This is a genomic window from Mycobacterium sp. IDUB_24 (assembly GCF_055419385.1).
Window position 1 is genome coordinate 205155 of record NZ_JBVAXO010000007.1, and the last position, 22882, is coordinate 228036.

At 68.0% G+C, this 22882-nt stretch carries 27 protein-coding genes and 1 riboswitch; of the genes, 12 read left to right on the plus strand and 15 right to left on the minus strand.

Features of this window, described 5'->3' with window-relative positions:
* Nucleotides 1–103: 103 nt before the first annotated feature.
* Nucleotides 104–1528, minus strand: coding sequence for an alpha/beta hydrolase (locus ACZYZF_RS23680; RefSeq protein ID WP_463837126.1), 1425 nt, complete (start codon nt 1526–1528; stop codon nt 104–106).
* 70 nt (nt 1529–1598) lie between these two features.
* A complete protein-coding gene (locus tag ACZYZF_RS23685; RefSeq protein WP_463836965.1) occupies nt 1599–3854 on the minus strand; it encodes a helicase-associated domain-containing protein in 2256 nt (751 codons plus the stop codon).
* Nucleotides 3855–3946: 92 nt separating this feature from the next.
* Between ACZYZF_RS23685 and ACZYZF_RS23690 the strand changes: the two genes are divergently transcribed.
* The 4 genes from ACZYZF_RS23690 (at nt 3947) to ACZYZF_RS23705 (ending at nt 5635) form a co-directional block, all read left to right on the plus strand.
* Nucleotides 3947–4144, plus strand: a complete 198-nt coding sequence (locus tag ACZYZF_RS23690; RefSeq protein ID WP_055117555.1) for a hypothetical protein — start codon at nt 3947–3949, stop codon at nt 4142–4144.
* Nucleotides 4145–4146: 2 nt separating this feature from the next.
* Nucleotides 4147–4632 carry a cyclic pyranopterin monophosphate synthase MoaC gene (gene moaC / locus ACZYZF_RS23695; protein ID WP_463747108.1) on the plus strand — a complete coding sequence of 162 codons (486 nt, stop codon included), beginning with the start codon at nt 4147–4149 and terminating at the stop codon, nt 4630–4632.
* Nucleotides 4629–5105 carry a MogA/MoaB family molybdenum cofactor biosynthesis protein gene (locus ACZYZF_RS23700; protein ID WP_463747109.1) on the plus strand — a complete coding sequence of 159 codons (477 nt, stop codon included), beginning with the start codon at nt 4629–4631 and terminating at the stop codon, nt 5103–5105. The genes moaC and ACZYZF_RS23700 overlap by 4 nt, the downstream gene beginning before the upstream one ends.
* 101 nt (nt 5106–5206) lie before the next feature.
* Nucleotides 5207–5635 (plus strand): molybdenum cofactor biosynthesis protein MoaE, encoded by a 429-nt coding sequence (locus tag ACZYZF_RS23705; protein ID WP_463747110.1) that lies wholly within the window; start codon nt 5207–5209, stop codon nt 5633–5635.
* A 3-nt stretch (nt 5636–5638) separates the two neighbouring features.
* On the opposite strand, the gene ACZYZF_RS23710 is transcribed toward ACZYZF_RS23705, so the two are convergent.
* The 4 genes from ACZYZF_RS23710 to ACZYZF_RS23725 form a co-directional block, all read right to left on the minus strand.
* Complete coding sequence (locus ACZYZF_RS23710; protein WP_463747111.1) at nt 5639–6439, minus strand: transglycosylase family protein; 801 nt, start codon at nt 6437–6439, stop codon at nt 5639–5641.
* 8 nt (nt 6440–6447) lie between these two features.
* Nucleotides 6448–6632: riboswitch (cyclic di-AMP (ydaO/yuaA leader) on the minus strand.
* Between the two features lie 248 nt (nt 6633–6880).
* Complete coding sequence (locus ACZYZF_RS23715; protein ID WP_463836967.1) at nt 6881–7144, minus strand: MoaD/ThiS family protein; 264 nt, start codon at nt 7142–7144, stop codon at nt 6881–6883.
* Complete coding sequence (gene moaA / locus ACZYZF_RS23720; protein ID WP_463836969.1) at nt 7145–8221, minus strand: GTP 3',8-cyclase MoaA; 1077 nt, start codon at nt 8219–8221, stop codon at nt 7145–7147. It lies immediately after the preceding gene.
* On the minus strand, nt 8218–8610 hold the full coding sequence (locus ACZYZF_RS23725; protein WP_463747114.1) for a YccF domain-containing protein: 393 nt from the start codon (nt 8608–8610) through the stop codon (nt 8218–8220). Before ACZYZF_RS23725 ends, moaA begins: the two co-directional genes overlap by 4 nt.
* Before the next feature lie 162 nt (nt 8611–8772).
* Between ACZYZF_RS23725 and ACZYZF_RS23730 the strand changes: the two genes are divergently transcribed.
* Both ACZYZF_RS23730 and ACZYZF_RS23735 read left to right on the plus strand, forming a co-directional pair.
* Nucleotides 8773–9183 carry a cold-shock protein gene (locus ACZYZF_RS23730; RefSeq protein ID WP_163670247.1) on the plus strand — a complete coding sequence of 137 codons (411 nt, stop codon included), beginning with the start codon at nt 8773–8775 and terminating at the stop codon, nt 9181–9183.
* 24 nt (nt 9184–9207) lie between these two features.
* Nucleotides 9208–10224 carry a glutathione S-transferase family protein gene (locus tag ACZYZF_RS23735; RefSeq protein ID WP_463836971.1) on the plus strand — a complete coding sequence of 339 codons (1017 nt, stop codon included), beginning with the start codon at nt 9208–9210 and terminating at the stop codon, nt 10222–10224.
* Nucleotides 10225–10226: 2 nt separating this feature from the next.
* Here the strand turns inward: ACZYZF_RS23735 and ACZYZF_RS23740 are convergent, their stop codons facing one another.
* From ACZYZF_RS23740 to ACZYZF_RS23750, 3 genes are all read right to left on the minus strand, one after another.
* Complete coding sequence (locus ACZYZF_RS23740) at nt 10227–10592, minus strand: hypothetical protein (protein WP_463836972.1); 366 nt, start codon at nt 10590–10592, stop codon at nt 10227–10229.
* A gap of 96 nt (nt 10593–10688) precedes the next feature.
* Entirely contained in the window at nt 10689–11177 is a 489-nt protein-coding gene (locus tag ACZYZF_RS23745) for a DUF2771 domain-containing protein (RefSeq protein WP_463747117.1), read from the minus strand.
* Nucleotides 11174–12784 carry an MFS transporter gene (locus ACZYZF_RS23750; RefSeq protein ID WP_463837127.1) on the minus strand — a complete coding sequence of 537 codons (1611 nt, stop codon included), beginning with the start codon at nt 12782–12784 and terminating at the stop codon, nt 11174–11176. The genes ACZYZF_RS23745 and ACZYZF_RS23750 overlap by 4 nt, the downstream gene beginning before the upstream one ends.
* 141 nt (nt 12785–12925) lie before the next feature.
* Here ACZYZF_RS23750 and ACZYZF_RS23755 point away from each other — a divergent pair, with 141 nt between their 5' ends.
* Nucleotides 12926–13708, plus strand: coding sequence for a DUF3027 domain-containing protein (locus tag ACZYZF_RS23755; protein WP_463747118.1), 783 nt, complete (start codon nt 12926–12928; stop codon nt 13706–13708).
* 55 nt (nt 13709–13763) lie between these two features.
* Here the strand turns inward: ACZYZF_RS23755 and ACZYZF_RS23760 are convergent, their stop codons facing one another.
* Both ACZYZF_RS23760 and ACZYZF_RS23765 read right to left on the minus strand, forming a co-directional pair.
* Entirely contained in the window at nt 13764–14216 is a 453-nt protein-coding gene (locus tag ACZYZF_RS23760; protein WP_463747119.1) for an SRPBCC family protein, read from the minus strand.
* A 9-nt stretch (nt 14217–14225) separates the two neighbouring features.
* The gene (locus ACZYZF_RS23765; protein ID WP_463747120.1) at nt 14226–14489 is read right to left on the minus strand and encodes a DUF2530 domain-containing protein; all 264 of its coding nucleotides are present in this window, start codon (nt 14487–14489) and stop codon (nt 14226–14228) included.
* A gap of 85 nt (nt 14490–14574) precedes the next feature.
* On the opposite strand from ACZYZF_RS23765, the gene ACZYZF_RS23770 reads away from it, so the two are divergent.
* The 3 genes from ACZYZF_RS23770 to ACZYZF_RS23780 are packed head-to-tail and all read left to right on the plus strand — an operon-like array spanning nt 14575 to nt 16120.
* The gene (locus ACZYZF_RS23770; protein WP_463747121.1) at nt 14575–15006 is read left to right on the plus strand and encodes an Rv0880 family HTH-type transcriptional regulator; all 432 of its coding nucleotides are present in this window, start codon (nt 14575–14577) and stop codon (nt 15004–15006) included.
* Nucleotides 15003–15824 (plus strand): TrmH family RNA methyltransferase, encoded by an 822-nt coding sequence (locus ACZYZF_RS23775; RefSeq protein WP_463836974.1) that lies wholly within the window; start codon nt 15003–15005, stop codon nt 15822–15824. The genes ACZYZF_RS23770 and ACZYZF_RS23775 overlap by 4 nt, the downstream gene beginning before the upstream one ends.
* Before the next feature lie 20 nt (nt 15825–15844).
* Nucleotides 15845–16120: a DUF2537 domain-containing protein gene (locus ACZYZF_RS23780; RefSeq protein ID WP_463747123.1), complete on the plus strand. Its 276-nt coding sequence runs from the start codon at nt 15845–15847 to the stop codon at nt 16118–16120.
* Nucleotides 16121–16132: 12 nt separating this feature from the next.
* Here ACZYZF_RS23780 and ACZYZF_RS23785 read toward each other — a convergent pair whose 3' ends face one another.
* From ACZYZF_RS23785 to map, 4 genes are all read right to left on the minus strand, one after another.
* Nucleotides 16133–17044, minus strand: coding sequence for an SAM-dependent methyltransferase (locus tag ACZYZF_RS23785; RefSeq protein WP_463836975.1), 912 nt, complete (start codon nt 17042–17044; stop codon nt 16133–16135).
* A 167-nt stretch (nt 17045–17211) separates the two neighbouring features.
* Entirely contained in the window at nt 17212–18033 is an 822-nt protein-coding gene (gene sepH, locus ACZYZF_RS23790) for a septation protein SepH (RefSeq protein WP_463747125.1), read from the minus strand.
* A 94-nt stretch (nt 18034–18127) separates the two neighbouring features.
* On the minus strand, nt 18128–19234 hold the full coding sequence (serC, locus tag ACZYZF_RS23795) for a phosphoserine transaminase (protein WP_463836976.1): 1107 nt from the start codon (nt 19232–19234) through the stop codon (nt 18128–18130).
* Nucleotides 19235–19257: 23 nt separating this feature from the next.
* Nucleotides 19258–20022, minus strand: coding sequence for a type I methionyl aminopeptidase (map, locus tag ACZYZF_RS23800; RefSeq protein ID WP_463836978.1), 765 nt, complete (start codon nt 20020–20022; stop codon nt 19258–19260).
* Nucleotides 20023–20144: 122 nt separating this feature from the next.
* Here map and ACZYZF_RS23805 point away from each other — a divergent pair, with 122 nt between their 5' ends.
* Nucleotides 20145–21161: an AurF N-oxygenase family protein gene (locus ACZYZF_RS23805; RefSeq protein WP_463747128.1), complete on the plus strand. Its 1017-nt coding sequence runs from the start codon at nt 20145–20147 to the stop codon at nt 21159–21161.
* A gap of 40 nt (nt 21162–21201) precedes the next feature.
* Complete coding sequence (locus ACZYZF_RS23810) at nt 21202–22863, plus strand: 4Fe-4S binding protein (protein WP_463836980.1); 1662 nt, start codon at nt 21202–21204, stop codon at nt 22861–22863.
* The last annotated feature ends 19 nt before the right edge of the window (nt 22864–22882 follow it).

Below are 22882 nucleotides of genomic sequence, written 5' to 3' on the forward strand. Positions count from 1 at the left end.
GTGGGGTCCCATCCACTCATCGCGCACATCGCGGGAGAATTCATCGCAGCCCATTATCCCGAATCGGCCGACACGCGCATTCGGCGCCGTACCTCGGGCCGGGTCAGCGTGGCGCAACCGTCGGTGCCGGCGGGCGCGCGCCACCGGCCGGGAGCGGCACCTGCGGCACCCCGGGGGTGCCGACCGCACCGGCCAGCCACGGCAGGGTGGTGGTGAGGACCTCTTGGGCGAACGGCCAGTCATGCTTGCCCGGCAGCGCCGTGATCACACAGGTGATGCCGCGGCTGCGGCCCAGGTCGCACAGGATGTGCGCGGCTTCGGTCTGATCACCGGGGTTGCCCGCGGCGTCCCGCCCGCCGAGGCCCACCGCGTCCGGATCGGCCGGATGTGACCCGCGCTTTACCGGGGCGTCCGAGGAGATCACGAACCAGCCCGACCCCCCCCGGTAGGTGCCGTGCCGGCCGATCACGGTGGCCGGGTCGAAGGTGGACCAGGCGGCGCCGTCCCCGCCGTAGAGTCGGGCGATGGTCTGCTCCTTGGTTCCCGCATTCGGGCCGGTGTCCCCGGCGATGTCGACGAATGAACTGAACAACTCGGGATGCATCACGGTCAGATCCACCGCGCAGGTTCCGCCCATCGACCAGCCGACCACGCCCCAGCCGGCGTCGCGTACACCGAAGGTACTGGTGAGGTAGGGCGGCACATCCTTGATGAGGTGGTCGGCGACGTTGCCGCGTGGACCGTTGACGCATTCGGTGTCGTTGTTGAACGAGCCGCCGACGTCTACGAAGGCGAACACCGGGGTGATGCCGCCGTGCTCGGCGGCGAAGGCGTCGATGGTGGCGATCGCGTTGCCGCTGCGCGCCCAATCGGCCGGGGTGTTGAATTCCCCGGCGATCATCATGACCACGGGAAGCTCGGGTGCCGACGGGGCGAACCAGGCCGGCGGCAGGTACACGAGTTCGTCGCGGTGTGTGAAGCCGGACTCGTCGGCTGGGATCGTGACGGACACCAGCTCGCCGTGGGACGGGATCTCACCTCGCCGGCGCTGGTCGAGCGCGGTGGCCAGATCGGTCTCACCCGGTAGGGGTCCGGCCGTCATCTCGTTCCACAGCGCGGTCACGGTGGGAAAGTAGCCGACCCAGAGATTGACCGCGACGCCCACACTGAGCAGGCACAACGGGACCGCTGCCACCGAAGCGGTCCGGCGCCGCCAACGGCTGCCGCGCCAGCCCAGTGCCAACACCGCCACGGCCAATCCGGTCAGCCCGATCCAGATCCACAGCGTCGCCGGTGCGGGATCGCCGGCGAGCCCCTGGGAATGGACGAACCACCGGGCCCACGCCGTCAGGCCTAGGCCGAGCGCGATCGCACACGGTAGCCAGATCACGCGCCAGCGGCGGGTGCGCCAGCCGATCGCCGCGATCAGCGCCACGGCCGCGATCGCCTGCAACGTCGGGGGCAGCCAACCGTGAAGCAGCGATACTCCCCGATACGCGGGCGGCACCTGATCCGCGGCCGTCAACATCGTTGTCACATCGCCATATTCGTGAACCGCTCTGTGAGGAGGCTGTGTTTCCCTGTGTCGGGCGTAAGGCCTATGTGTCTGCCGAGACGACGGACGTGACGCGGTGGATGGCGAACTCGCGCACCCGCCCGGCGGCCGGATCGTACGCGGTCAACTGTCCGCCACGAACGTTGATGGGGGAGACCACCCGTTGGGTGGCGACCCCGGCCGGGTCGACGTAGCCGATCACCACGGAGGTCTGGTTGATTGCGGCGTCCTGCAACTGGGTGATCGCCATCGCCGGGTCCAGGCGCACGCTGGCGAACGGTCCGGACGCCACCTTGCGCAGCACCGCGACGATCGCACCCAGGGTCTGGGCAGTCGGCGGGGTGGGCGGACGGTAGACGCGGCGCCGGGTCGGTGCGACGACGCGCGCGCCGCGGGCCCTGATGTCGACGACGCTGCCGGTGGAATCCTCGGCGGCAGGCGCGAACCCGGCCTCCCGCAGCACGGTGAGGACATCGGCGATCGACGCCTGTGACACCGCCACGGTCGGAGCCAGCAGTCGCAACTCGAGGCGGTCAGCCCCCGGTGAGGCAACGGCCTGCGCCAGCAGTGCCGGATCTTCGCACCGCAGGAACGACGTGGCCATCCCGACCCGCAGCTGGCCGTGGCGACGCGCGACATCGTCGATGAGGTACGTCAACCCTTGCGGCACCGGGGTTTTCGAATGTTTCTCGAACAGGGTGTGCAGCTCGCTGGCGGTCCGCCCGGCGTCGAGTGCCCGCCGGATGGACGCTTCGCTGATCCGGTAGACCATCGCCGCGCCCGCCGACTCGACGGTGGCCACCTCGGCCAGGTGCTCGGCCAGATCCCGCTCCAGCGGGCCGGGCACGATCACCGTGAGGTCGGCCTGCAGCAGGAAATGGTCGAGCGGTTTGGGCAGCGCCTTGGACATCGCGGCCAGCACGTCCTCGTCGGGGTCGCCGGCCAGCAGGCCACGGGCCGGCGTGCTGATCGCACCACGGCCCACCATGCCCAGCGAGTGAGCCTCGGCGAGCAACCCGCTCACGGTGGCCGGTTGCAGCCGCACCGCCCAGCGTGGCCGCCGCCAGACCATCGCCCGGGATGCCTCGGCGCCGTCGACTCCGGTGCCTGGAGGTAGCTCGGCCAGCACGCTCAGCAGGAGCCTGCGGTCCAGGGGAGCTGCCGTTGAATACAGCGAATCCGACAGTGCGGCAAAGGGTTTGTTGTCCGGCCCGCGGCTGCCGATCAAGGCCGGCCGGGCCGGCAAATCCAGCCACGTAGCGGCCAGCAGGTGCCAGCGGGTGGCAGTCGGGGATTCGATGAACCGGTCGGCGGCCACCGTCGGCGCCCAGTAGGGGCCGGTGCCGTCGCCAGGATCGGGTTCGGGCATCCCGGCCGCGATCAGCCCCGCGCCGGCAGCCAATTCCAGCAGCAGTCCCAACCGCGGTTCGTCGATGCCGGTGGTCTTGGCCAACCGTTTCACGTCGCGCACCCCGAGCCCGCCGTTGCGCAGCTCGGGAACCGGTGTGCTGCCAAGGGTTTCGATGATCAGGTCGATCTCGCGCAGCAGGTCGATGGCCGCGCCGGCGGCCACCGCGTCCACATCGGCAGGCGTCGTCGACGATGTCTGAAGCACCGGCGGAGTCAACTCCACCGGGCCCGGCGCCTCACCTCGCATCGCTTGGCCGACAAGCCGGGGCAGAATCACCGTGTCGTCGTCGATCCGGCGCAGCAGACCGGCCTCCAGTAGGCGCGGCACAGGCCGGTCCGGCGGGGTGTCGGGTGCCGCGTCGCGGGTGCGGCCCATGGGTGAGCCCTCCAGCAACCGGGCCAACAGATCGCTCTGGGCGTCATCGAGCCCGCCGAGCAGTTCCGCGATCTCGTCGGCACTGTGCCCGGACACCTCGACGGCGGCCTGGCCGACGAACCAGGGCAGGCCCGACGCCACCTCTGGCGCCACCCGGACAGCGGCCTCGCCCCACACCAGGGCCCGCTCACGCAGATCTTCGAGCGCGGCGGTCACGTCGTCGGCGCCGATGCGCTCGCCCAACAGTTCGCTCACCTCGGATACCGGGACGGCGTGGGCGTCGGCGTGCAGGACCAGCAACGCATCCAGGACGGCCAGCCGCTGGAAGTCCAGAGAATCGGTGGCAGCCTTGACCGACTGGCGTGAGGTGGCACGCGCAGCGAGCGCGGCGATCGTTCCCGGTGGCGGCTGGCTCAGGTCGGGCCGCAGTTCCAGCAGGCGGATCAGGGCCTTGTCGTCGAGTTCGGACAGCCAGGCACCCAGCGGGAATCCGGGAGTCTGTGCGGCGGTCATATCCTGACCAGCGTAAAGCAGCCCGCGCGATCCATCCCCGGTCGCTGCGCTCCTGCCCGCCGGTCTCGCCACCGGATGAGGAGCCTGCCACAATGTGGAGCGTGGCTGACAACAAGAAGAACCATTACGTCGACAACGGCTGGCCTGTGCTCTCCGACGGCGATGATCACGCCGTAAGCGAGCTCGCCACCGACCGCACCGGCGCGCTGTCCCCGTTCGGCGACCTGACCTTTCCGTTGCCGGCCGAAGAACTGCCCTTCATCCAGTCGGCCACCGTCGTCAACAGGTAGCAGTGGGACTGTCGCACCTCGACGAGTCCGGCGCGGCGCACATGGTCGACGTCACGGCCAAGGCCGTGACCAGGCGCACCGCGGTGGCCGTCGGCACGTTGCACACCCGGCCGGATGTGGTGGCCCTCATCGCCTCGGGTGGCCTGCCCAAGGGTGATGCCCTGGCCACCGCCCGGATCGCCGGAATCCTGGCCGCCAAGCGGACGCCCGATCTGATACCGCTGTGCCATCAACTGGCGCTGACCGGTGTCGACGTGGACTTCGACGCCCACGACGCCGAGGTCGCCATCACCGCCACCGTGCGCAGCACCGACCGCACCGGGGTCGAGATGGAGGCCCTGACCGCGGTGAGCGTCGCCGCGCTGACGTTGTACGACATGATCAAGGCCGTCGACCCCGCCGCACGCATCGACGACATCAAGGTGATGCGCAAAGAAGGCGGTAAAACGGGAGTATGGGAAAGCCCGTCGGAAAAAACTCGGCAGTGACGCGTTCAGCGCGGGTCATCATCGCCTCCACCCGTGCCGCTGCAGGGGTCTACGACGACCGGACCGGCCCGCTCATCGTCGGCTGGCTGTCCGATCGGGGATACGACGTCACCGAGCAGATGGTGGTTGCCGACGGGCACGCGGTCGGCAATGCACTGCGCGCGGCCCTGGCCGAGCACGTCGACCTCATCATCACCTCCGGCGGCACCGGTATCTCACCGACCGACGCCACACCGGAATCCACACTGTCGGTACTCGACTATCAGATACCGGGCCTGGCCGACGCCATCCGGCGGGCCGGCGTACACAAGGTGCCCACTGCGGTGCTGTCCCGCGGCGTCTGTGGCGTCGCCGGGCGAACCCTGATCGTCAACCTGCCCGGGTCGCCCGGTGGGGTCAAGGACGGTCTGGGTGTGTTGGCCGGCGTGCTGGAGCATGCGTTGGATCAGTTGAGCGGCGAGGACCACCGATGAGCGCTTGCGCGAAGAGGAGAAGGACCCACCGATGAGCGCTTGCGCGAAGAGGAGAAGGACCCAGCGATGAGCGCTTGCGCGAAGAGGAGAAGGACCCAGCGATGAGCGCAACCGTCATACGTGTCGATCTGACCGAGACGCCGATCTCACTGACCGAGTACCAGGCGCTGGTGGCCCATGAGGCGGCCGGCGCAGTGGTCGGGTTCTCCGGGGTGGTGCGTGATCACGACGGCGGCCGTTCGGTCGTCCGGCTTGACTACTCCGCGCACCCTCACGCCCTGCAAACCTTGGAAGAAGTGGCCGCCGAAGTCGCCGCGCAGGCCACCGGGGTGCGCGCGATCGCGGTCAGCCACCGCATCGGCACCCTACAAATAGGAGACGCCGCCCTGGTGGCCGCTGTGGCAGCGGACCATCGCAGGGCGGCGTTCGAAACCTGTGCCCGTCTCGTCGACACCGTCAAAGAGCGGCTACCGGTGTGGAAGCACCAGTACTTCTCCGACGGCACCGATGAATGGGTCGGCTCGGCCTGAAACTCAGCCGTTGATGACGATGTTGCCGTCGAGGCCCTGATTCTCGATGGCCTGCTGGATCTGATCGAAGTAGCTGACCGGCTGAACGGGGGCAGGCGCCGCTTCGGGAGCCGGGGCTTCGGGGGCCGGGGGTGCCTCGGGAGCGGGCGCCGGGGCCTCAGGAGCGGGCACCTGCAGTGCGGCGTCGGAGATCGGTGCGGCCTCGGGGGCCGGGGCCAGCGCGGCGTCCATCGGCGCGGCGTCAGGGGCAGGAGCCTCCGGTGCCGGGGGCAGGTTCTCGGGAGCCGGCGGCAGGTTCTCCGGGGCAGGCGGCGGGGCGTCTGCCGGGAGCGGTGCGTCCAGCGGTGCTGCGTCAGGGGCGGGCGGCAGTTCGCCGTTGACCGCGGGGGCATCCAGCGGGGCCGGAGTGGGCTCGCTGACGACGTTGCGCGGGGTGGAGCCCGAGAGGCCGCGGCCGCAGACGGGCCAAGCGCCCTTGCCCTGGCCGGCCAGCACGCGTTCGGCGACGGCGATCTGCTGTTCTTTGGTGGCCAAGAAGGCGCTGGGTGCGTACTCGCCGCCACCGTTTGAACGCCACGTGCTGGGGGAGAACTGCAGGCCACCGTGGTAGCCGTTACCGGTGTTGATCGCCCAGTTGCCACCTGACTCGCAGCGGGCCACGGTGTCCCATTCGCCGTCGGTCGCGGCTGACGCCTGGCTCGCCATCGCGAGGCTGCCGCCTGCGATTGCGGCGCCGGTCACCGCGATCTTGGCGACGTTCTTGGCTGATGATGACGTGCTGGGCTTGCGATGCCGTCCGCTCATAAGCGTGAAGATCCTCTCGTATGCGCCCACGAGGTCAGCTGTCGGGTTCGGGTGGGAGAGGTCACCCGGCCGGCGTCGTCGAAACGGCGACGGCTTCACCCCAAGGAGCCGCAAGCGGCTCCTGGTCCTGAGATAAGTCGGTGGACCGGTTGGGTCCCCCGCCTCCATCCTTGTTGTTCGTCGTTAACCCCTGCCCGATGGATGGAGCTCGGCGCGTCGGTATGGGGGTGGGCCAACCGATTAGGGTCGGTCGACTTGGGACTGAACGGTAACTGCTGCCCGCTATCCCGTCACCTTTATCGGCCTCGGGCGTTTTCGATGCGAGCAAACTCTAAAAGTTGTTTAAAGGTGCAGGTTATTTCGGCGTTTCCGCAGGTCGGCGAGGCGCTCCACCGGGCTGTAGCCAGCTCGTGACCATTTCGTTATGTGATGCAAATCACCTCAACCGCCGGCGAAGGGCGGTAACACATCGATGGTCTGAGACGTTGATACGCGCTTGTTCAGATCGCGGACGGCCATCCCGTCGCACAGGTATGAGCAGCGCTTTAGGACGCGCGCGAGCTCTGAGTCGCGGCCGGAGAGTTGCTCGACGAGCGACGCGATCGTCGCATCCTCGGCCAAATCTAACGTTTCCGTATCAACTCCGGCTGCCGCCGCCGCAGCGGCGAAATAGCGGACCGTCACGGCCGCGGTGTGCCCTGTCATCTAGCCGCCGATCGCGCTCATGGGCCGCGTCGGCTGCACGAAATCCGGGTTGTTGATGCCGTGGCCGGCGGGCTTGCCCCACATTGCCGTCCGCCAGGCCGCCTCGATGTCGGCGTCGTCGGCTCCGCCGCGCAGCAGCGCGCGCAGATCGCTCTCCTCGGTGGAGAACAGGCAGCTGCGGATCTGGCCGTCAGCGGTGAGCCTGGTGCGGTCACAGGCCGAACAGAAGGCATGCGACACCGAGGCGATCACCCCGACGGTGCCCGCGGGGTGCGCGTTGGACGCGGCCACCTGCCACAGCTCGGCGGGGGCCGAGCCGCGTGGCCTCGGGTCGGTCCGCAGATCGAAGTGCTTCTGCAGGGTGGTCAGGATGGTGTCCGCGTCGATCACCCTGCCGCGCTGCCAGGTGTGTCCGGCATCCAGAGGCATCTGCTCGATGATCCGCAGCTGGTATCCGTGGTCCAAGCAGTAGCCCAACAGGTCCACGGCGTCGTCGAGACCCGACTCCGGGTCCAGAACGGCGTTGACCTTCACCGGCGCCAGTCCGGCGGCCTTGGCAGCCGCCAGGCCGTCCAGCACGTCGCCCAGCCGGTCCCGACGGGTGATCCGGGCGAAGTGTGCGGCGTCGACGCTGTCCAGGGACACGTTGATCCGGTCCAGCCCGGCCTGCTTGAGGCCCGCCGCGCGCCGGGCCAGCCCGATGCCATTGGTGGTCAGCGTGATCTCCGGGCGGGGGTGCAGTGCGGCCGCGGCGGCCACCACATCCTCCAGGTGGCGGGTGACCAACGGTTCACCACCGGTGAACCGCACGCTGGTGATGCCCAGGCCGGTGACGGCGATGTGCAGCAGCCGGCTCAGTTCGGCGGTGCTCAGCAGCGCTTCGCCGGGCAACCAGTCCAGGCCCTCGGCGGGCATGCAATAGGTACAGCGCAGATTGCACTTGTCGGTCAGTGAGACCCGCAGGTCGGTGGCCACCCGCCCGTAGGTGTCCACCAGGGGGCCACTCGCCGGGGCCGGCCCGTTGGAAGAGTGACCGGACCCGCTCACGGCGGGCAGGCCGAGTGAGGTCAGCGTCATGCCGGCACCTTCACCGAGTCGACCGGGACGATCTCCTTGCCCAGCGGGACCAGCGAGACCGGGATCAACTTGAGGTCGGCCAGCGCCAATGGGATTCCGATGATGGTGACCGCCATGGCCACCGCACTGATCAGATGTCCCAGCGCCAGCCACCAGCCGAACAGGACGATCCAGATGATGTTGCCGACCAGGGCGCCGGGCCGGGTTCCCGGCTTGTCCACAATCGTGCGGCCGAACGGCCACAAGGCATAGGAGGCGATGCGCAACGAGGCGAACCCGAACGGGATGGTGATGATCAGGACGAAGCAGATCAGGGCGGCCAGGAGGTATCCCAGCGCCAACCACAGGCCGCCGAATACCAACCAGATGATGTTCAGTATCACTCGCATTACCGGCGCAGCTCTCTCCCAGAGGTGTTAGCAAGCCTACCGAGTAATAGGGGTGAAGCACCCAGTGAGGTCCGAGTAGGATCGCTCCATCGCGTCCCGGGCTGACGGGACGCGAGCTTTATGTGTGTACACAGTCTGACAACGACGAGCGGGTGAGATGCGGTGCCGACCGGCAAGGTGAAGTGGTACGACGCTGAAAAGGGCTTCGGCTTTGTGTCCCAGGAGGACGGCGAGGACGTTTACGTGCGCTCCTCGGCGTTGCCCGCGGGTGTCGAGGGCCTCAAGGCCGGTCAGCGTGTCGAGTTCGGAGTGGCCGCCGGCCGTCGTGGCCCGCAGGCGTTGAGCGTCAAGCTGATCGACCCGCCGCCGAGCCTGAGCCGGGCCCGACGCGAGGCGGAGCGTCCCGAGCACAAGCACACTCCCGACGAGCTGCACGGCATGGTCTCGGACATGATCACCTTGCTCGAGGACATCGTGCAGCCCGAGCTGCGCAAGGGCCGCTACCCCGACCGCAAGGTGGCGCGCCGGGTGTCCGAGGTGGTCAAGGCTGTCGCGCAGGAGCTCGACGCTTAGTGCCGGTACGGGGAGACTGGGTCCATGACCCAGGGCTCCTACGTCGCGGCCGGTAGCGGTGAATTCAACCGCGACACGAACTACATCACCACCCGGATCACCGCCGACGGCCGTGACGGGTACCCCGTGGAGGCCGGCCGGTACCGGCTGATCGTGGCGCGGGCCTGCCCATGGGCCAACCGCACCATCATCGTGCGACGCCTGCTGGGGCTGGAAAGTGCTCTGTCCATTGGCTTTTGCGGTCCGACGCATGACGCCCGCAGCTGGACCTTCGACCTCGACCCGGACGGGCTCGATCCGGTGCTCAAGATCCCGCGACTGCAGGACGCGTACTTCAAGCGCGACCCCGGCTACCCGAAGGGCATCACCGTGCCCGCGATCGTCGAGGTGGCCACGGGCGCGGTGGTGACCAACGACTTCGCCCAGATGACACTGGATTTCTCCACCGAGTGGACGGCGTATCACCGTGAGGGAGCCCCGGAGCTGTATCCCGCGCCGCTGCGGGCGGAGATCGATTCGGTGGCCAAGCGCATCTACACCGAGGTCAACAACGGGGTGTACCGGTGCGGCTTTGCCGGCTCACAGGAGGCCTATGACAGGGCCTATGACCGGTTGTTCACGGCGCTGGACTGGCTGAGCGACCGGCTGAGCACCCAGCGTTTTCTGGTGGGCGACACCATCACCGAGGCCGACGTCCGGTTGTTCACCACGCTGGCGCGGTTCGACCCGGTCTATCACGGCCATTTCAAGTGCAACCGATCCAAGCTCACCGAGATGGACGTGCTGTGGGCGTACGCGCGAGATCTGTTCCAGACACCGGGCTTCGGGGACACCATCGACTTCGTCCAGATCAAGCAGCATTACTACATCGTGCATTCGGACATCAATCCGACCCAGATCGTGCCGAAGGGCCCGGACCTGGCCGACTGGCTCACGCCACACGGGCGGGAATCCTTGGGCGGCAGGCCTTTCGGTGACGGCACTCCGCCCGGCCCGACGCCGGCGGCCGAACGGGTCCGGGACGGCCACGGCGCCGGATAGCCCTAGAGACCGGGTAGGCAGTTGACGAAGGGGATGAGCCCGGGGCACTGCTCGAAGATGTTCGGCGGATTCTCCGGCGGCGGGGGCGGCGGGATGGGCGTCGGGAACAGGTTCGGTCCCTCCCAATAATGCGCGGGGGCGTGGGTCCGTACGTCGTATTCGAAGTAGTAGGTGTGGCAGACGCCCATGTCCCACACCAGTTCGGTATCCGACCGGGGCGGGTCATTCGGCAGCGGTTGCCCGGGGCACCACTGGAATGGGCCGTAGGTATAGGCCTGCGCGGTACCGGCTCCCACGACGAGGGCACCCAGACCCAGGCCGACTGCCAGCAGCACCGTGGTTGCCAGCGCCGCGAGCAGTGGCTTCATGCAATTACGTTATCGCTGCACAACCGCTGAAAAGCTCGGTAGGGAAAACTCGGATCACGGTTGCTTGTGGAAGCAAGCAGCAAAGCGACGGAACGGTCAGGGCCACGCGGTGCTGATCGACCATTCGGCGTGGGGCAGCGCGAATTCCTGGCCGTTCTGATCCTGGACCAGGGTCAGCAGCTGGACCGCGAGGCCGGTGAGCCGCCCGCGCTGTGGGTCGGTGGTGGGGATGGTGACGGCCAGTGTGGTCTTGGGTGCGAAGTACGTGACCGTCGTGTCGATCGGGTTCTCGTACACCCGGAGCAGCCGCCATGGCGCCCGGGAGACCGCGCTGGGCACGGAGAGCTGCACCGGATTGTCCTTGGTGACCGGCAGCTCGCCCGCGTCGCGCGGTTCCTCGCAGTCGTCGAGGTTGAGCACCTCGCAGTACTGGAACGGGCCGATCCGCACCGAGTGTCCGTGCGAGTACGCACTGATCTCCGGCAACCGGTCGCCGTGGGCACTGTGCAGCCGCCAGACCCCCACCGCGGTACCGGCAATCGCCAGCACGACCACGGCCGCCAGGACCGCCAGAGCACGCTTCATCGGGACTCCCACTGTGCTGTCGTCGGCGCTGCCGCACGACGGTTGCCGCCTTCTCGTGCGGCGTGGACCGGGCGGTTACCGCCCAGACCCGGAATCAGTGATTCGCTGCGATAGCTCACGATGGTCTGCGCCAGGCCCAGTATCAGCACGGCCGTGATCGTAGTGAACCCGGCTGAGAGGTCTGTATAGATCAGCACCCCGGTGGCGCCTCCGGTCACCCAGGCCAGCTGCAGCACCGATTCCGACCGGCCGAACGCCGAGGCCCGCGAGGCCTCGGGCAGATCGTCCTGCAGGGACGCGTCGAGTGAGGCCTTGGCGATGGCACTGGCACCCGAGGTGATGAGTGTCGCGCCGGCAGCCACCATCAGGTTTCCGGTCAGTGCGGTGGCCAGGGCGACGATGGTGACCGCGGCGGCCGCCCGCACCACCAGCTGCGCGGGATGTCCGAGCGCCAGCCGTGCGGCGGCGATGTTGCCGCCGAAGTTGCCCACGCCGGCCGCGGCCCCGATCAGCCCGAGGATCAGCAGCTGTTCCCAGCCGGTGGCATCGTGGGATTTCGCGACGAACGCGGGATACAGGAACAGGAACCCGACCATCACCTTGATCGTGCAGTTGCCCCACAACGCGGTGATGGTGTTGCGGCCCAATGGCTGACGTTCGGCTTTCGGCTTGCCGGGGTGACGGCGCAGTTCACCCTGGCCGCCCGATTGACCGTGGTAACTCAGCGTGGTGGGCACCTCACCCTCGGTGACCTCGACCCACTTCGGGATCCGCATCGACAGCACCGCGCCGGCGACGCTGACCGCGACGACGACGTACAGGGCTCCGGGCAGCTGAGCCACGTTGAACAGGTATTCGGCCCCCGCGGCGATGCCGCCGCCGACCACGGTGCCACCCAGCAGGCCGAAGGTGGTCAACCGGGAGTTCACCCGGACCAGATCGATCGACGGGGGCAGCACACGTGGGGTGACCGCGCTGCGCAGCACCGAGAACGATTTGGACAGCACCATCATGCCGAGCGCACACGGGTAGAGCACCCAGGACGGATAGCTTCCGGTGGCACCGTCGTAATTGGCGATCAAGATCACGATCAGCCCGGTGCGTAACGCGAACGAGGCCGCCAGCGCCATCCGGCGACCGTGCTGCAGGCGGTCCAGCGCAGGCCCGATCAGCGGGGCGATCACCGCGAACGGCGCGATGGTGATCAGCAGGTACAGCGCGACCTTGCTCTTGGACTCGCCGCTGGCCGCGGCGAAGAACAGCGTGTTGGCCAGTGCGACGGCCATGGCCGCGTCGACGGCGAAGTTCGCCACCACCGGCCAGGTGAGCGCCGTCAGCCCGGATTTGTCGGCGCCGTCGGCGGTGGCCGCGCGGTGCACGAAACCGTACATCCGCGAACCCATTTCGCGGCTGCGTGCCGCGGCGGCCCGGGTGACCGTGACCTTCTCACCGGCTGCCGACCCGACCCCGTGGGAGCGTTGCGGGTTGTCCTGGTTCGGGTGCGCGGTGGTGTGCTGATCGTCGAGCGGCGGCAGCCAGCGGTTGGAGCTGGGCACCGATTGTCTGCGTGGCCGTCGCGGCGTCTCGTCGCTGGGGTAGTTGGCCATTCCGGGATGTTCCTCGCCGTGATCGGCCGGCGGCCGCGGCGGGTAGTAGGTCACCCCCCGATTCTCTCTTATCCGACGCGCAAGCGGCCGACAGGCGACCGGTGTGGTCTGTGGTTGCCCCGATCAGGCACTATGGAGGCGATGGAAAGCGTGACCGAATCTGCTGAGCAGACCCCCGAAACCAGCCCGGCGGCACCGTCGCAGGAGCAGGAGGCGGTGCTCTTGGGTGCCGCCGAACAGGCTCGTGCGGCGCTGATCGAGTTCAGCGGCGACGGCACCGTCGGCGAATACCTCGGTGCGAGCATCGAGGACGCCTCCTCGGCCACGCACCGATTCCTGGCTGACCTGCCCGGTTACCGCGGTTGGCAGTGGGCCGTCGTGGTGGCTGCCTACCCAGGCGCCGACCACGCCACGATCAGCGAGCTGGTCCTCGTCCCGGGGCCGACGGCGCTGCTGGCGCCGGAGTGGGTGCCGTGGGAGAACCGGGTCCGTCCCGGTGACCTCGGACCCGGCGACCTGTTGGCCCCGCCGCCGAATGATCCGCGTCTGGTTCCGGGGTACGTGGCCACCGGTGATCCACTGATCGACGACGCCGCGCTGGAACTCGGCTTCGGGCGGCTTCAGGTACTCAGCGAGTGGGGCCGGGCGCAGGCGGCGCAGCGCTGGCACGACGGCGACTACGGCCCGGGGTCGGCGATGGCCCGCTCCACGCGTCGGGTTTGCCGCGACTGTGGCTTCTACCTACCGCTCGGCGGTGCACTGGGCGTGATGTTCGGTGTGTGCGCCAACGATCTATCCGCCGACGGGCATGTGGTGGAGGCCGAGTATGGCTGCGGGGCCCATTCGGACACCCCGCAACCGCCCGGCACCGGGTCGCCGATGTACGAGCCCTACGACGACGGTGTGCTCGACACCGCCGACTGAGGCGAATCTGGTCCGGCCGACTGAGGCGAATCTGGTCCGGCCGACTGAGCTCTGCTCAGTTCTCGGCGGCGGCCTTGATGCGTGCCAGCGAAGCGTTCATCCCGTCGACGAGTTCGTCTTCGAAGCTGGGGACTCCGCCGAACAATGCGCCGACCAGAGCGTTGGACACTGCTGTGGTGCCGTTCTCGGCGTGGCGGGATTCGGTCACCCGCGTGCCGGTGCCGGTCGGTTCCAGTTCGTAGCTCCACACCGTGTTGTTGCCCTCCACCAGGAAGGACAGCTTCTTGTTGTCGACGACCTCGGTGAGGCGTGACGTGGTGGGCCAGAACATGAACTTGCGCCGGTTGAGGTTGAGCGTGCGGGTCCCCGGACGCAGCGGGCCGAGTGGCTTCATCAGCCGGCACTGTGGGCTCCACTGCGGCATTCGGGTCAGGTCCGAGATCAGCCCCCAGACTTTGTCAACCGGTGCGTCGATGTCGATGGTGGCTTGCAGTAGGGGTGCGGCCATGGTGTCTCCTCAGGTCAATCCGCTTTGCGCACCGCGGGATCCGCGGCGTACGGCGCGGCGCTGGATCAGAAAGATGGTCGTGCCGAGAACGCCGATCGCCAGTCCGGCGACTGTGAACGGCCGCCAGTGTTGCAGACCGCCGACGGTGAAAGTCAGGACGGTCGCGATCAACCAGCCCGTGGCGATCACCACGATCACCGGCCACGGCTCCAGCAGTGCGGCGGGCAGAGCCGGCGGTTGGGGTGCCGTCGCGTCGTCAGTGTTCTCGGTCATCGATGACCAACGTATCCGATGCGGTCCGCATTCATTGGTCTTGGTTCTAGCCCTTTACCTTCGGCGGCTCAGTACTATTTCCGATGTGAAGGATCCGGAGGCGCGGCTTGCGAATGACCTGGCCCTGGCAGTTGTTCGTCTCGCGCGTCAATTACGTACGCGGCGTGCGGAATCCCCGGTTTCGCTGACCCAGTTCTCGGCGTTGGCCACCTTGGTCAAGGAGGGCGCGATGACGCCGGGCGCCCTGGCGTTGCGGGAGCGGGTACGGCCCCCGTCGATGACGCGGGTGATCGCCTCGCTGGCCGAACAGGGCCTGGTGGCCCGCGCCGCGCATCCGCTGGACGGACGTCAGATCGTGGTGTCTGCCTCGCCGGCCGGGATGTCCCTCGTCGACGCCGAGCGCCGGGCGAGCCAGGAATGGCTCAAGGCGCAGTTGGCGCGCCTGGATCCGGATGACCGCCAGACCCTGCTCACCGCAACCGATCTGATGTCCGCCATGGTCCTCGAAGGCGTGTGAGTCAGCTGCAGGTAATCGATATCGAGGATCCGGCCGATTCCCGGCTGGATGACTTCCGCGATCTCAACAGCGTGGACCGCCGGCCCGATCTGCCCAGCGGAAAAGGCCTGGTGATCGCCGAAGGCGTGCTGGTGGCGCAGCGCCTGCTGGCCTCCCGGTTCGTCCCCCGCGCGCTGCTGGGCACCGACCGGCGTCTGAGTGAACTGGCCGCCGACCTCGACGGGGTGGACGTGCCGTTCTACCGGACGAATGCCGACGTGATGGCCGCCGCGGTCGGATTCCACCTCAACCGTGGAGTGCTGGCGTCGGCGTCGCGGGCACCGGAGTTGTCGGTGGCGGAGGTCATCTGCGGGGCGCGCACCGTGGCGGTCCTCGAAGGGGTCAACGATCACGAGAACCTCGGGTCCATCTTCCGTAACGCCGCCGGGCTGGCGGTCGATGCGGTGGTGTTCGGGTCGGGATGTGCCGATCCGTTGTACCGGCGGGCCGTGCGGGTGTCGATGGGGCATGCCCTCCTGGTTCCGTTCGCCCGGGCCGCCGCGTGGCCGGATGATTTGGAGCTATTGCGGAACAAGGGTTTTCGGCTCATGGCCATGACGCCCGATCCGGCCGCCGCGACTCTGTCGGAGGCGATGACCCAGCTTGACGGGGACCGGGTGGCGGTCCTGGTCGGCGCCGAGGGGCCGGGGTTGACCGAGCGGACGATGCGCGCCAGTGATGTGCGCGTGCGCATCCCGATGTCGCGCGGCACGGATTCGCTCAATGTCGCCACCGCCGCAGCGCTCGCGTTCTACGAGCGTGCCCGGCTCGGAGGCTGAGATCGCGTTAGATTGACACCGTGACCGACAATTCCACGCCGTGGGGTACCGGCCTGACGGTGGCCGGTTTCGTGGCCGTGGTCCTGGGCGCGGCGATCGTCGTGCTCGGGGTGGGTTTGTTGCGGGTGCACCCGCTGCTGGCGGTGGGGCTGAACATGGTGGCGGTCGGCGGATTGGCCCCCACGGTGTGGGGCTGGCGGCACCGGCCGGTGTGGCGCTGGTTCGTGCTGGGGTCGGGTGTCGGTGTGGCGTGCGGGTGGCTGGCGCTGCTGGCCATCGGCTTGACCCAGCACTGACTCGATGGCCGCTCAGGCCACCAGTTCTGCCGCGGTGTAGTTGGCATCGAGCAGGCCGGCGACGGCCTCGTCGCGGTGGAACTTTCTGCCGTGGACCGCGAACATCCTTTCGGCCGTGGTGGTTTCGGGCTGCCAACCGGTTTCGGTCAGGTAGTCCGCGACGGCGTTGCGGTCGCCCGGGAAGATCAGCTCCGACAGGTCGTCGACTTCGAGGCCCTGCTCGCGTTGGTGATCGGTGAGTGTCCGGATCCGGCTCTCGGCCAGCTCCGACTGCTCGTTGATCCAGTCGGTGGCAAGGCGGCTGCCCGGCGCGCTCAGTGCGGTGATGTTGTCGAACAGCCGGTCCTGCGCGTCGGGCGGCAGGTAGCCGAGCAGTCCCTCGGCGATCCACGCGGTGGGCACCTGTGGGTCGAAGCCTCGGGTGCGCAGGGCGGCGGGCCAGTCGTGGCGTAGGTCGATGCCGATCGCGTGCAGCTCCGCCGTCGGCGTGACGCCCAGGTTGGCGAGTGCGCGGCCCTTGAACTCGATGACGGCGGGCTGATCCAGTTCGAACACCGTCGTCCCGGCCGGCCAGGGCAGCCGGTAGGCGCGGGCGTCCAGGCCCGAGGCGAGGATGACGGTCTGACGGATGCCCGCCTCGGCGGCGGCCAGGAGGAAGTCGTCGAAGTAGCGGGTGCGGATGGCCATGCCGTCGGCGATCAGATGCGGATCGAGCGGGTCGGCTGCGCCGGCGGCCAGCAGGTCGCCCTGGGCCAAGCGGACGTAATAGTCCACGCCGACGGCATCGACGAGGGGCCGGGCGTAGGGGTCGGAGATCAGCGCATCGGGGGCGCTGGAGGCGAGCGCCCGTGACGCGGCCACTCCGGTGGCGGTGGCGCCGACGCCGGTGGCCAGATCCCAGGTGTCGTTCTCGGTGCGCGGCATGACCCCTCCAGATGTATAGCCAGTCTAGTTATTAGACACTATAACTAATATTGGAGCTGGTGGACTCGTCGTTTGCGTCACATCGCCGGGTAAGGCCGCAAAATGCACAACACCGAGGAATTCAGTCACATGCTGACTGAGATCCTCGGTGCTGAGTGATCAGGCGATCAGGGCTGCGTGCCTGATGAGCGCACGCCCAGCAACACGTCCTCCCAGGCCGGAACCGCGGGACGGGCCTTGCGACCGCGCTTGGCGGGTGCCGGGGGAGCCGCCGCGGGCGCGGGCGCGGGATCGGCCGGTCGGCTGAACTGCTCGGGGGCTGCGGCCGGAACGTGATGAACCTCGTCGGCCTCGTGATTGTCGAACAGATGGGGGACCGCGGCGACCGGGCGCAGTGGCCGACCCAATTCTGGGTTTATCAGCTGGCGGGCCGCGTCGTCGGAGGCGGAGACGGTGCCGCCGTGGGCCCCGGGGCTGAAGCGGAAATGCGCGACATTGTCGGACCGGCCGGCCTTCCAGGCCAGCTGTACGGTCCATCGGCTGTCTTCATTGCGCCAGGCGTCCCACGCGATCGAATCAGGGTCGAGGCCCCGGGCCACGATGGCCTGCGTGATGGTTTCGAGCAGCGTCAGCACGGCGGGTCCGTCGGCCAGTACCGGATGCGCAGCGGTGGCCAGCTCGGCCGCGCGAGCGCGCTCCAGCAGCACTGGATGAGCAAACCGCTCGACCCGCTCGATAGGCACCCCGGCTGCCGTGGCCAACTGCTCCACCGATGCGCCGGCGCGAATCTTTGCCTGAATCTCCTTGGGTCGCAGCACGTTCTGCACCTCTACATCGATCTCGGATTGATTCGAGGCGACCTTGTCTCCGCGCATCGCAGCACGCAACCGGTCGTCGACACGCAAGCTGAACGTCTCTTTGGAGTCGTCGTCTTCGCAGATGATGCGTCTGCCGTCTACGTTCAATCCAACGACTCTGAGTTCTCGCATACCGACCTGACCTCCTGCGTGCGAACCCTACTGCGTTATCAGCCCGTTACCGGGCTGACACGCTGGCGGGAGGGCCTCCGGTTCAGAGGTGTGCTCAGAGCTGGCCGACGACCCAGTCGACACAGGCAGTCAGGGCGCTCACGTCGTCAGGCTCCACGGCCGGGAACATGCCGATCCGCAGCTGGTTGCGGCCGAGCTTGCGGTACGGCTCGGTATCCACGATCCCGTTGGCGCGCAGCACCTTGGCGACAGCGGCGGCATCCACCGAATCGCTGAAGTCGATCGTCCCGACAACCTGTGAGCGCAGGGCCGGATCGGTGACGAACGGGGTGGCGAACGACGTGCCCTCGGCCCACGAATACAGCCGCTGCGAGGAGTCGGCGGTGCGCTTGACGGCCCAGTCCAGCCCGCCGTTGCCGTTGAGCCAGTCGATCTGCTCGGCCAGCAGGATGAGCGTGGCGATGGCCGGGGTGTTGTAGGTCTGGTTCTTGAGACTGTTCTCCACCGCGATGGGCAGCGACAGGAAGTCGGGCACCCAGCGGTCCGATGCACCGATCGCCTCGATGCGGGCCAGCGCCGCGGGGCTGACGATGGCCAGCCACAGGCCGCCGTCACCGGCGAAGTTCTTCTGCGGCGCAAAGTAATACGCGTCGGTGTCGGCGATATCGACGGGTAGGCCGCCGGCGGCCGAGGTGGCGTCGATCAGAACCAGCGCATCGCCGGCCGGGCGCTGCACCGGTACCGAGACGCCGGTCGAGGTCTCGTTGTGGGCCCAGGCGACGGCGTCGACAGACGGGTCGGACTGGGGCTGCGGCGCGGTGCCCGGATCGGTCTTGACGATGATCGGGTCGCCGATGAACGGGTTCTTGGCCACGCATGAGGCGAACTTGGCGCTGAACTCGCCGTAGGTCAGGTGCAGTGAGCGCTTGTCGATCAGGCCGAACGCCGCGGCATCCCAGAATGCGGTCGAGCCGCCGTTGCCCAGGATCACCTCGTACCCGTCGGGAACCGAGAACAGCTGCCGCAGCCCGTCGCGGACGCGGCCCACCAGATTCTTGATCGGCGCCTGCCGATGGGATGTGCCGAACAGGTCCCCGGCAGCGGCCAGCGCGGTCAGTTGCTCGGGGCGGACCTTGGAGGGGCCACATCCGAAACGGCCGTCGCGGGGCTTGAGGTCGGCGGGGATGATCAGTTCAGCCATGCCGACAAGCCTAAAGTCGGCCGCTAGAGGGTCAAAATCCGGGCGCCGTCGGCGGTGACGGCGACGGTGTGTTCGCTGTGCGCGGCGCGGGCCCCAGTGGCGGTGCGAAGCGTCCAGCCGTCGGGATCGTGGACGTAGCCGGTGGTGCCGTCGGCGATCAGCATCGGCTCGATCGCGATCACCAGGCCGGGCTGCAGCGCCGGGCCTGCCCCGCGCTGTCCTGAGTTGGGAACGTGGGGCGGCTCGTGCATGGTGCGCCCGATGCCGTGGCCGCCGTGGCCTGCCAGCAGGCCGTAGCCGGCGTCCCGGGCCACCGACGCGATGGCATGTCCGATGTCGCCCAGGGTGTTGCCCGGCCGGACCGCGGCGATCCCGGCGGCCAGGGCTGCGTCCGTCGCCTCGATCAACGCGGTGTCGGCCGTCCGCGGCGTGCCCACGACGAAGCTGCGGGCGGAGTCTCCGCACCACCCGTCCAGAACCGCTCCGAAGTCCACCGACACCAGGTCCCCGTCGGCCAGCGCGGTGTCATCGGGGATGCCGTGCACCACCGCGTCGTTGACGCTCACGCACAGGACTGCCGGGAACGGGCGGGGCGCCCACCGCGGGTGGTAGTCGAGGAAGGGGGAGGTGGCGTGGTGCGCGGCCAGGATTTCGGCGGCGATCCGGTCCAAATCGGCCGTAGTGTGACCTGGAACGGCCTGATCTGCGAGCATTCGCAATGTTTCCGCGACTATTTTTCCAGCCGCAGCCATGGCTTCTACCTGGTCTTTTGTCTTCAGATTGACCACGGCTAGTCACCTATCGGCAAACGATTCAAATCAGGCATGGACATTTACTCGATACCTGCGGTACCGTTTGTACAACAAGTGGGTAGATGTAAACCTCAAACGATTATAGAGAGGTCTGCAACATGGCTCGGACCAAGATGGTCAGGCGCTGGCGCAAGAACATGGACGTCAGCGACGACGTTGAGTACGTCGACATGCTCGCAACGTTGTCCGAGGGCTCGGTGCGACGCAATTTCAACCCGTACAAGGACATCGACTGGGACTCGCCTGAGTTTGCGGTGATCCCGAACGATCCGCGGTGGATCCTCCCGGGGACTGACCCGATGGGTGGTCACCCGTGGTACCAGGCACTGCCGGTCGAACGGCAGATCGAGATCGGCATGTGGCGCCAGGCCAACGTCGCCAAGGTCGGCCTGCACTTCGAGAACATCCTGATCCGCGGTCTGATGGAGTACTCGTTCTGGGTCCCCAACGGTTCCCCGGAGTACCGGTACTGCTTGCACGAATCCGTCGAGGAGTGCAACCACACCCTGATGTTCCAGGAGATGGTCAACCGCATCGGCATGGATGTGCCGGGCATGCCGCGCCTGCTCAAGTGGCTGCAGCCGCTCATCCCGCTGGCCGCCGGGCCGCTGCCGATCCCGTTCTTCTTCGGCGTCCTCGCCGGCGAGGAGCCCATCGACCACACGCAGAAGAACGTGCTGCGCGAGGGCAAGGCCCTGCACCCGATCATGGAACGGGTCATGGCGATCCATGTCGCCGAGGAAGCCCGGCACATCTCCTTCGCACACCAGTACCTGCACAAGCGGGTGCCGAACCTGCGCCGCCGTCAGCGCTGGATCCTGTCGCTCTTCGTGCCGCTGACCATGCGCATCCTGTGTTCGGCGATCATCGTGCCGCCGCGCGCGTTCTGGAAGGAATTCGACATCCCGCGCTCCGTCCGCAAGGACTTGTTCTTCTCCTCGCCCGAGTCGCGCAAGATGCTGCGGGACATGTTCGGCGATGTCCGTATGCTGTGCCACGACACCGGCCTGATGAACCCGATCGCCAAGCTGATCTGGCGGATCTGCAAGATCGACGGGCCGCCGAGCCGCTACCGTAGCGAGCCTCAGCGCGAGCACCTGGTCTCGGTCGCCTGAAGCTCGCCCCGGAAAGTCGCAAGGTCTGCAGAGGTTCTAGATGCCCCACGTGATCACCCAGTCGTGTTGTAGCGACGGGTCCTGTGTCTATGCGTGCCCGGTGAACTGCATCCATCCCTCACCGGATGAGCCGGGCTTCGCAACGGCCGAGATGCTCTACATCGATCCCGAGGCGTGCGTGGACTGCGGCGCGTGCGTGAGCGCCTGCCCGGTCGGCGCGATCGCGGCCGATACCAAGCTGACCGAGAAGCAGCTGCCCTTCATCGAGCTCAACGCCGCCTTCTACCCGAAGCGGGAAGGCAAGCTGCCCCCGACATCCAAATTGGCGCCGGTAATCGCGGCGCCCAGGGTTGAGCCTCGCGAGAGACGCCTGACGGTGGCGATCGTGGGCTCCGGTCCGGCCGCCATGTACGCGGCCGACGAGCTGCTGACGCAGCGCGGCGTGCGGGTCAATGTCTTCGAGAAGCTGCCGACGCCCTACGGGCTGGTGCGTGCCGGTGTGGCACCGGACCACCAGGGCACCAAGCGGGTGACGCGTCTGTTCGACGTTATCGCCGGGCTGCCCGGATTTAGATTCTTCCTCAACGTCGAGGTCGGTGAGCACCTGTCGCACGCCGACCTGCTGGAGCATCATCACGCCGTGCTGTACGCGGTGGGTGCGCCCAACGACCGCCGGCTCGACATCGACGGCATGGACCTCCCCGGCACCGGGACGGCGACCGAGATGGTGGCCTGGATCAACGGGCATCCCGAGTTCACCGATCTGCCGGTGGACCTCAGCCACGAGCGGGTGGTCATCGTCGGCAACGGCAACGTGGCATTCGACGTGGCCCGCGTGCTCACCACCGATCCGGATGTACTGGCCCGCACCGACATCTCCGATCATGCTCTGGCGGCCCTGCGTTCCTCGAAGATTTCCGAGGTGGTGGTCGCGGCCCGCCGCGGCCCGGCCGAGTCGGCCTTCACGCTGCCCGAGTTGATCGGTCTGACCGCGAGCTGCGATGTCGTGCTCGACGAGGCCGATCATCAGTTGGTGGTCGCGGACCTGGCGCGTGAGACGGATCCGCTGACCCGCAACAAGCTGGAGATCCTGGCCAAATTGGGCAATGCGTCCGCACCGCTCACCCGGCCGCGGATCCGGCTGGCCTACCGACTCACCCCACAGCGCGTGCTCGGCGAGGACCGGGTGACCGGCATCGAATTCGGTGTCACCGGAACCGATCAGCTGCGTACGCTCGACGCCGGCCTGGTGCTGACCTCAATCGGCTACCGTGGCAAGGCGATTGCCGATCTGCCGTTCGATGACGACGCTGCTGTCGTGCCCAACGACGGTGGACGCGTCCGCGACGCGGTCGGGGCTTACGTGGCCGGCTGGATCAAGCGCGGGCCCACCGGCTTCATCGGCACCAACAAGTCGTGTGCGGCGCAGACCGTGCACCAGCTGGTCGACGATTACAACGCCGGTGTGCTGACTGATCCGGCGCACAAGCCGGCTGCCCTGGAGAAGCTGGTGCGCACGCGGCAGCCCGCCGTGGTCGACGCCGCCGGGTGGCAGGCCATCGACGCAACCGAGATCGCGCGCGGTGGCGAAGACCGGCCGCGCGACAAGTTCACCTCGGTGGACGAGATGATCGCGGTCGCCGCGACCGCACCGAAACCGACTGTGCGACAGCGTCTTGCCGCGAGCCTGCAGACGCGTTGAGCTGCCGGGGCCCGGCTGG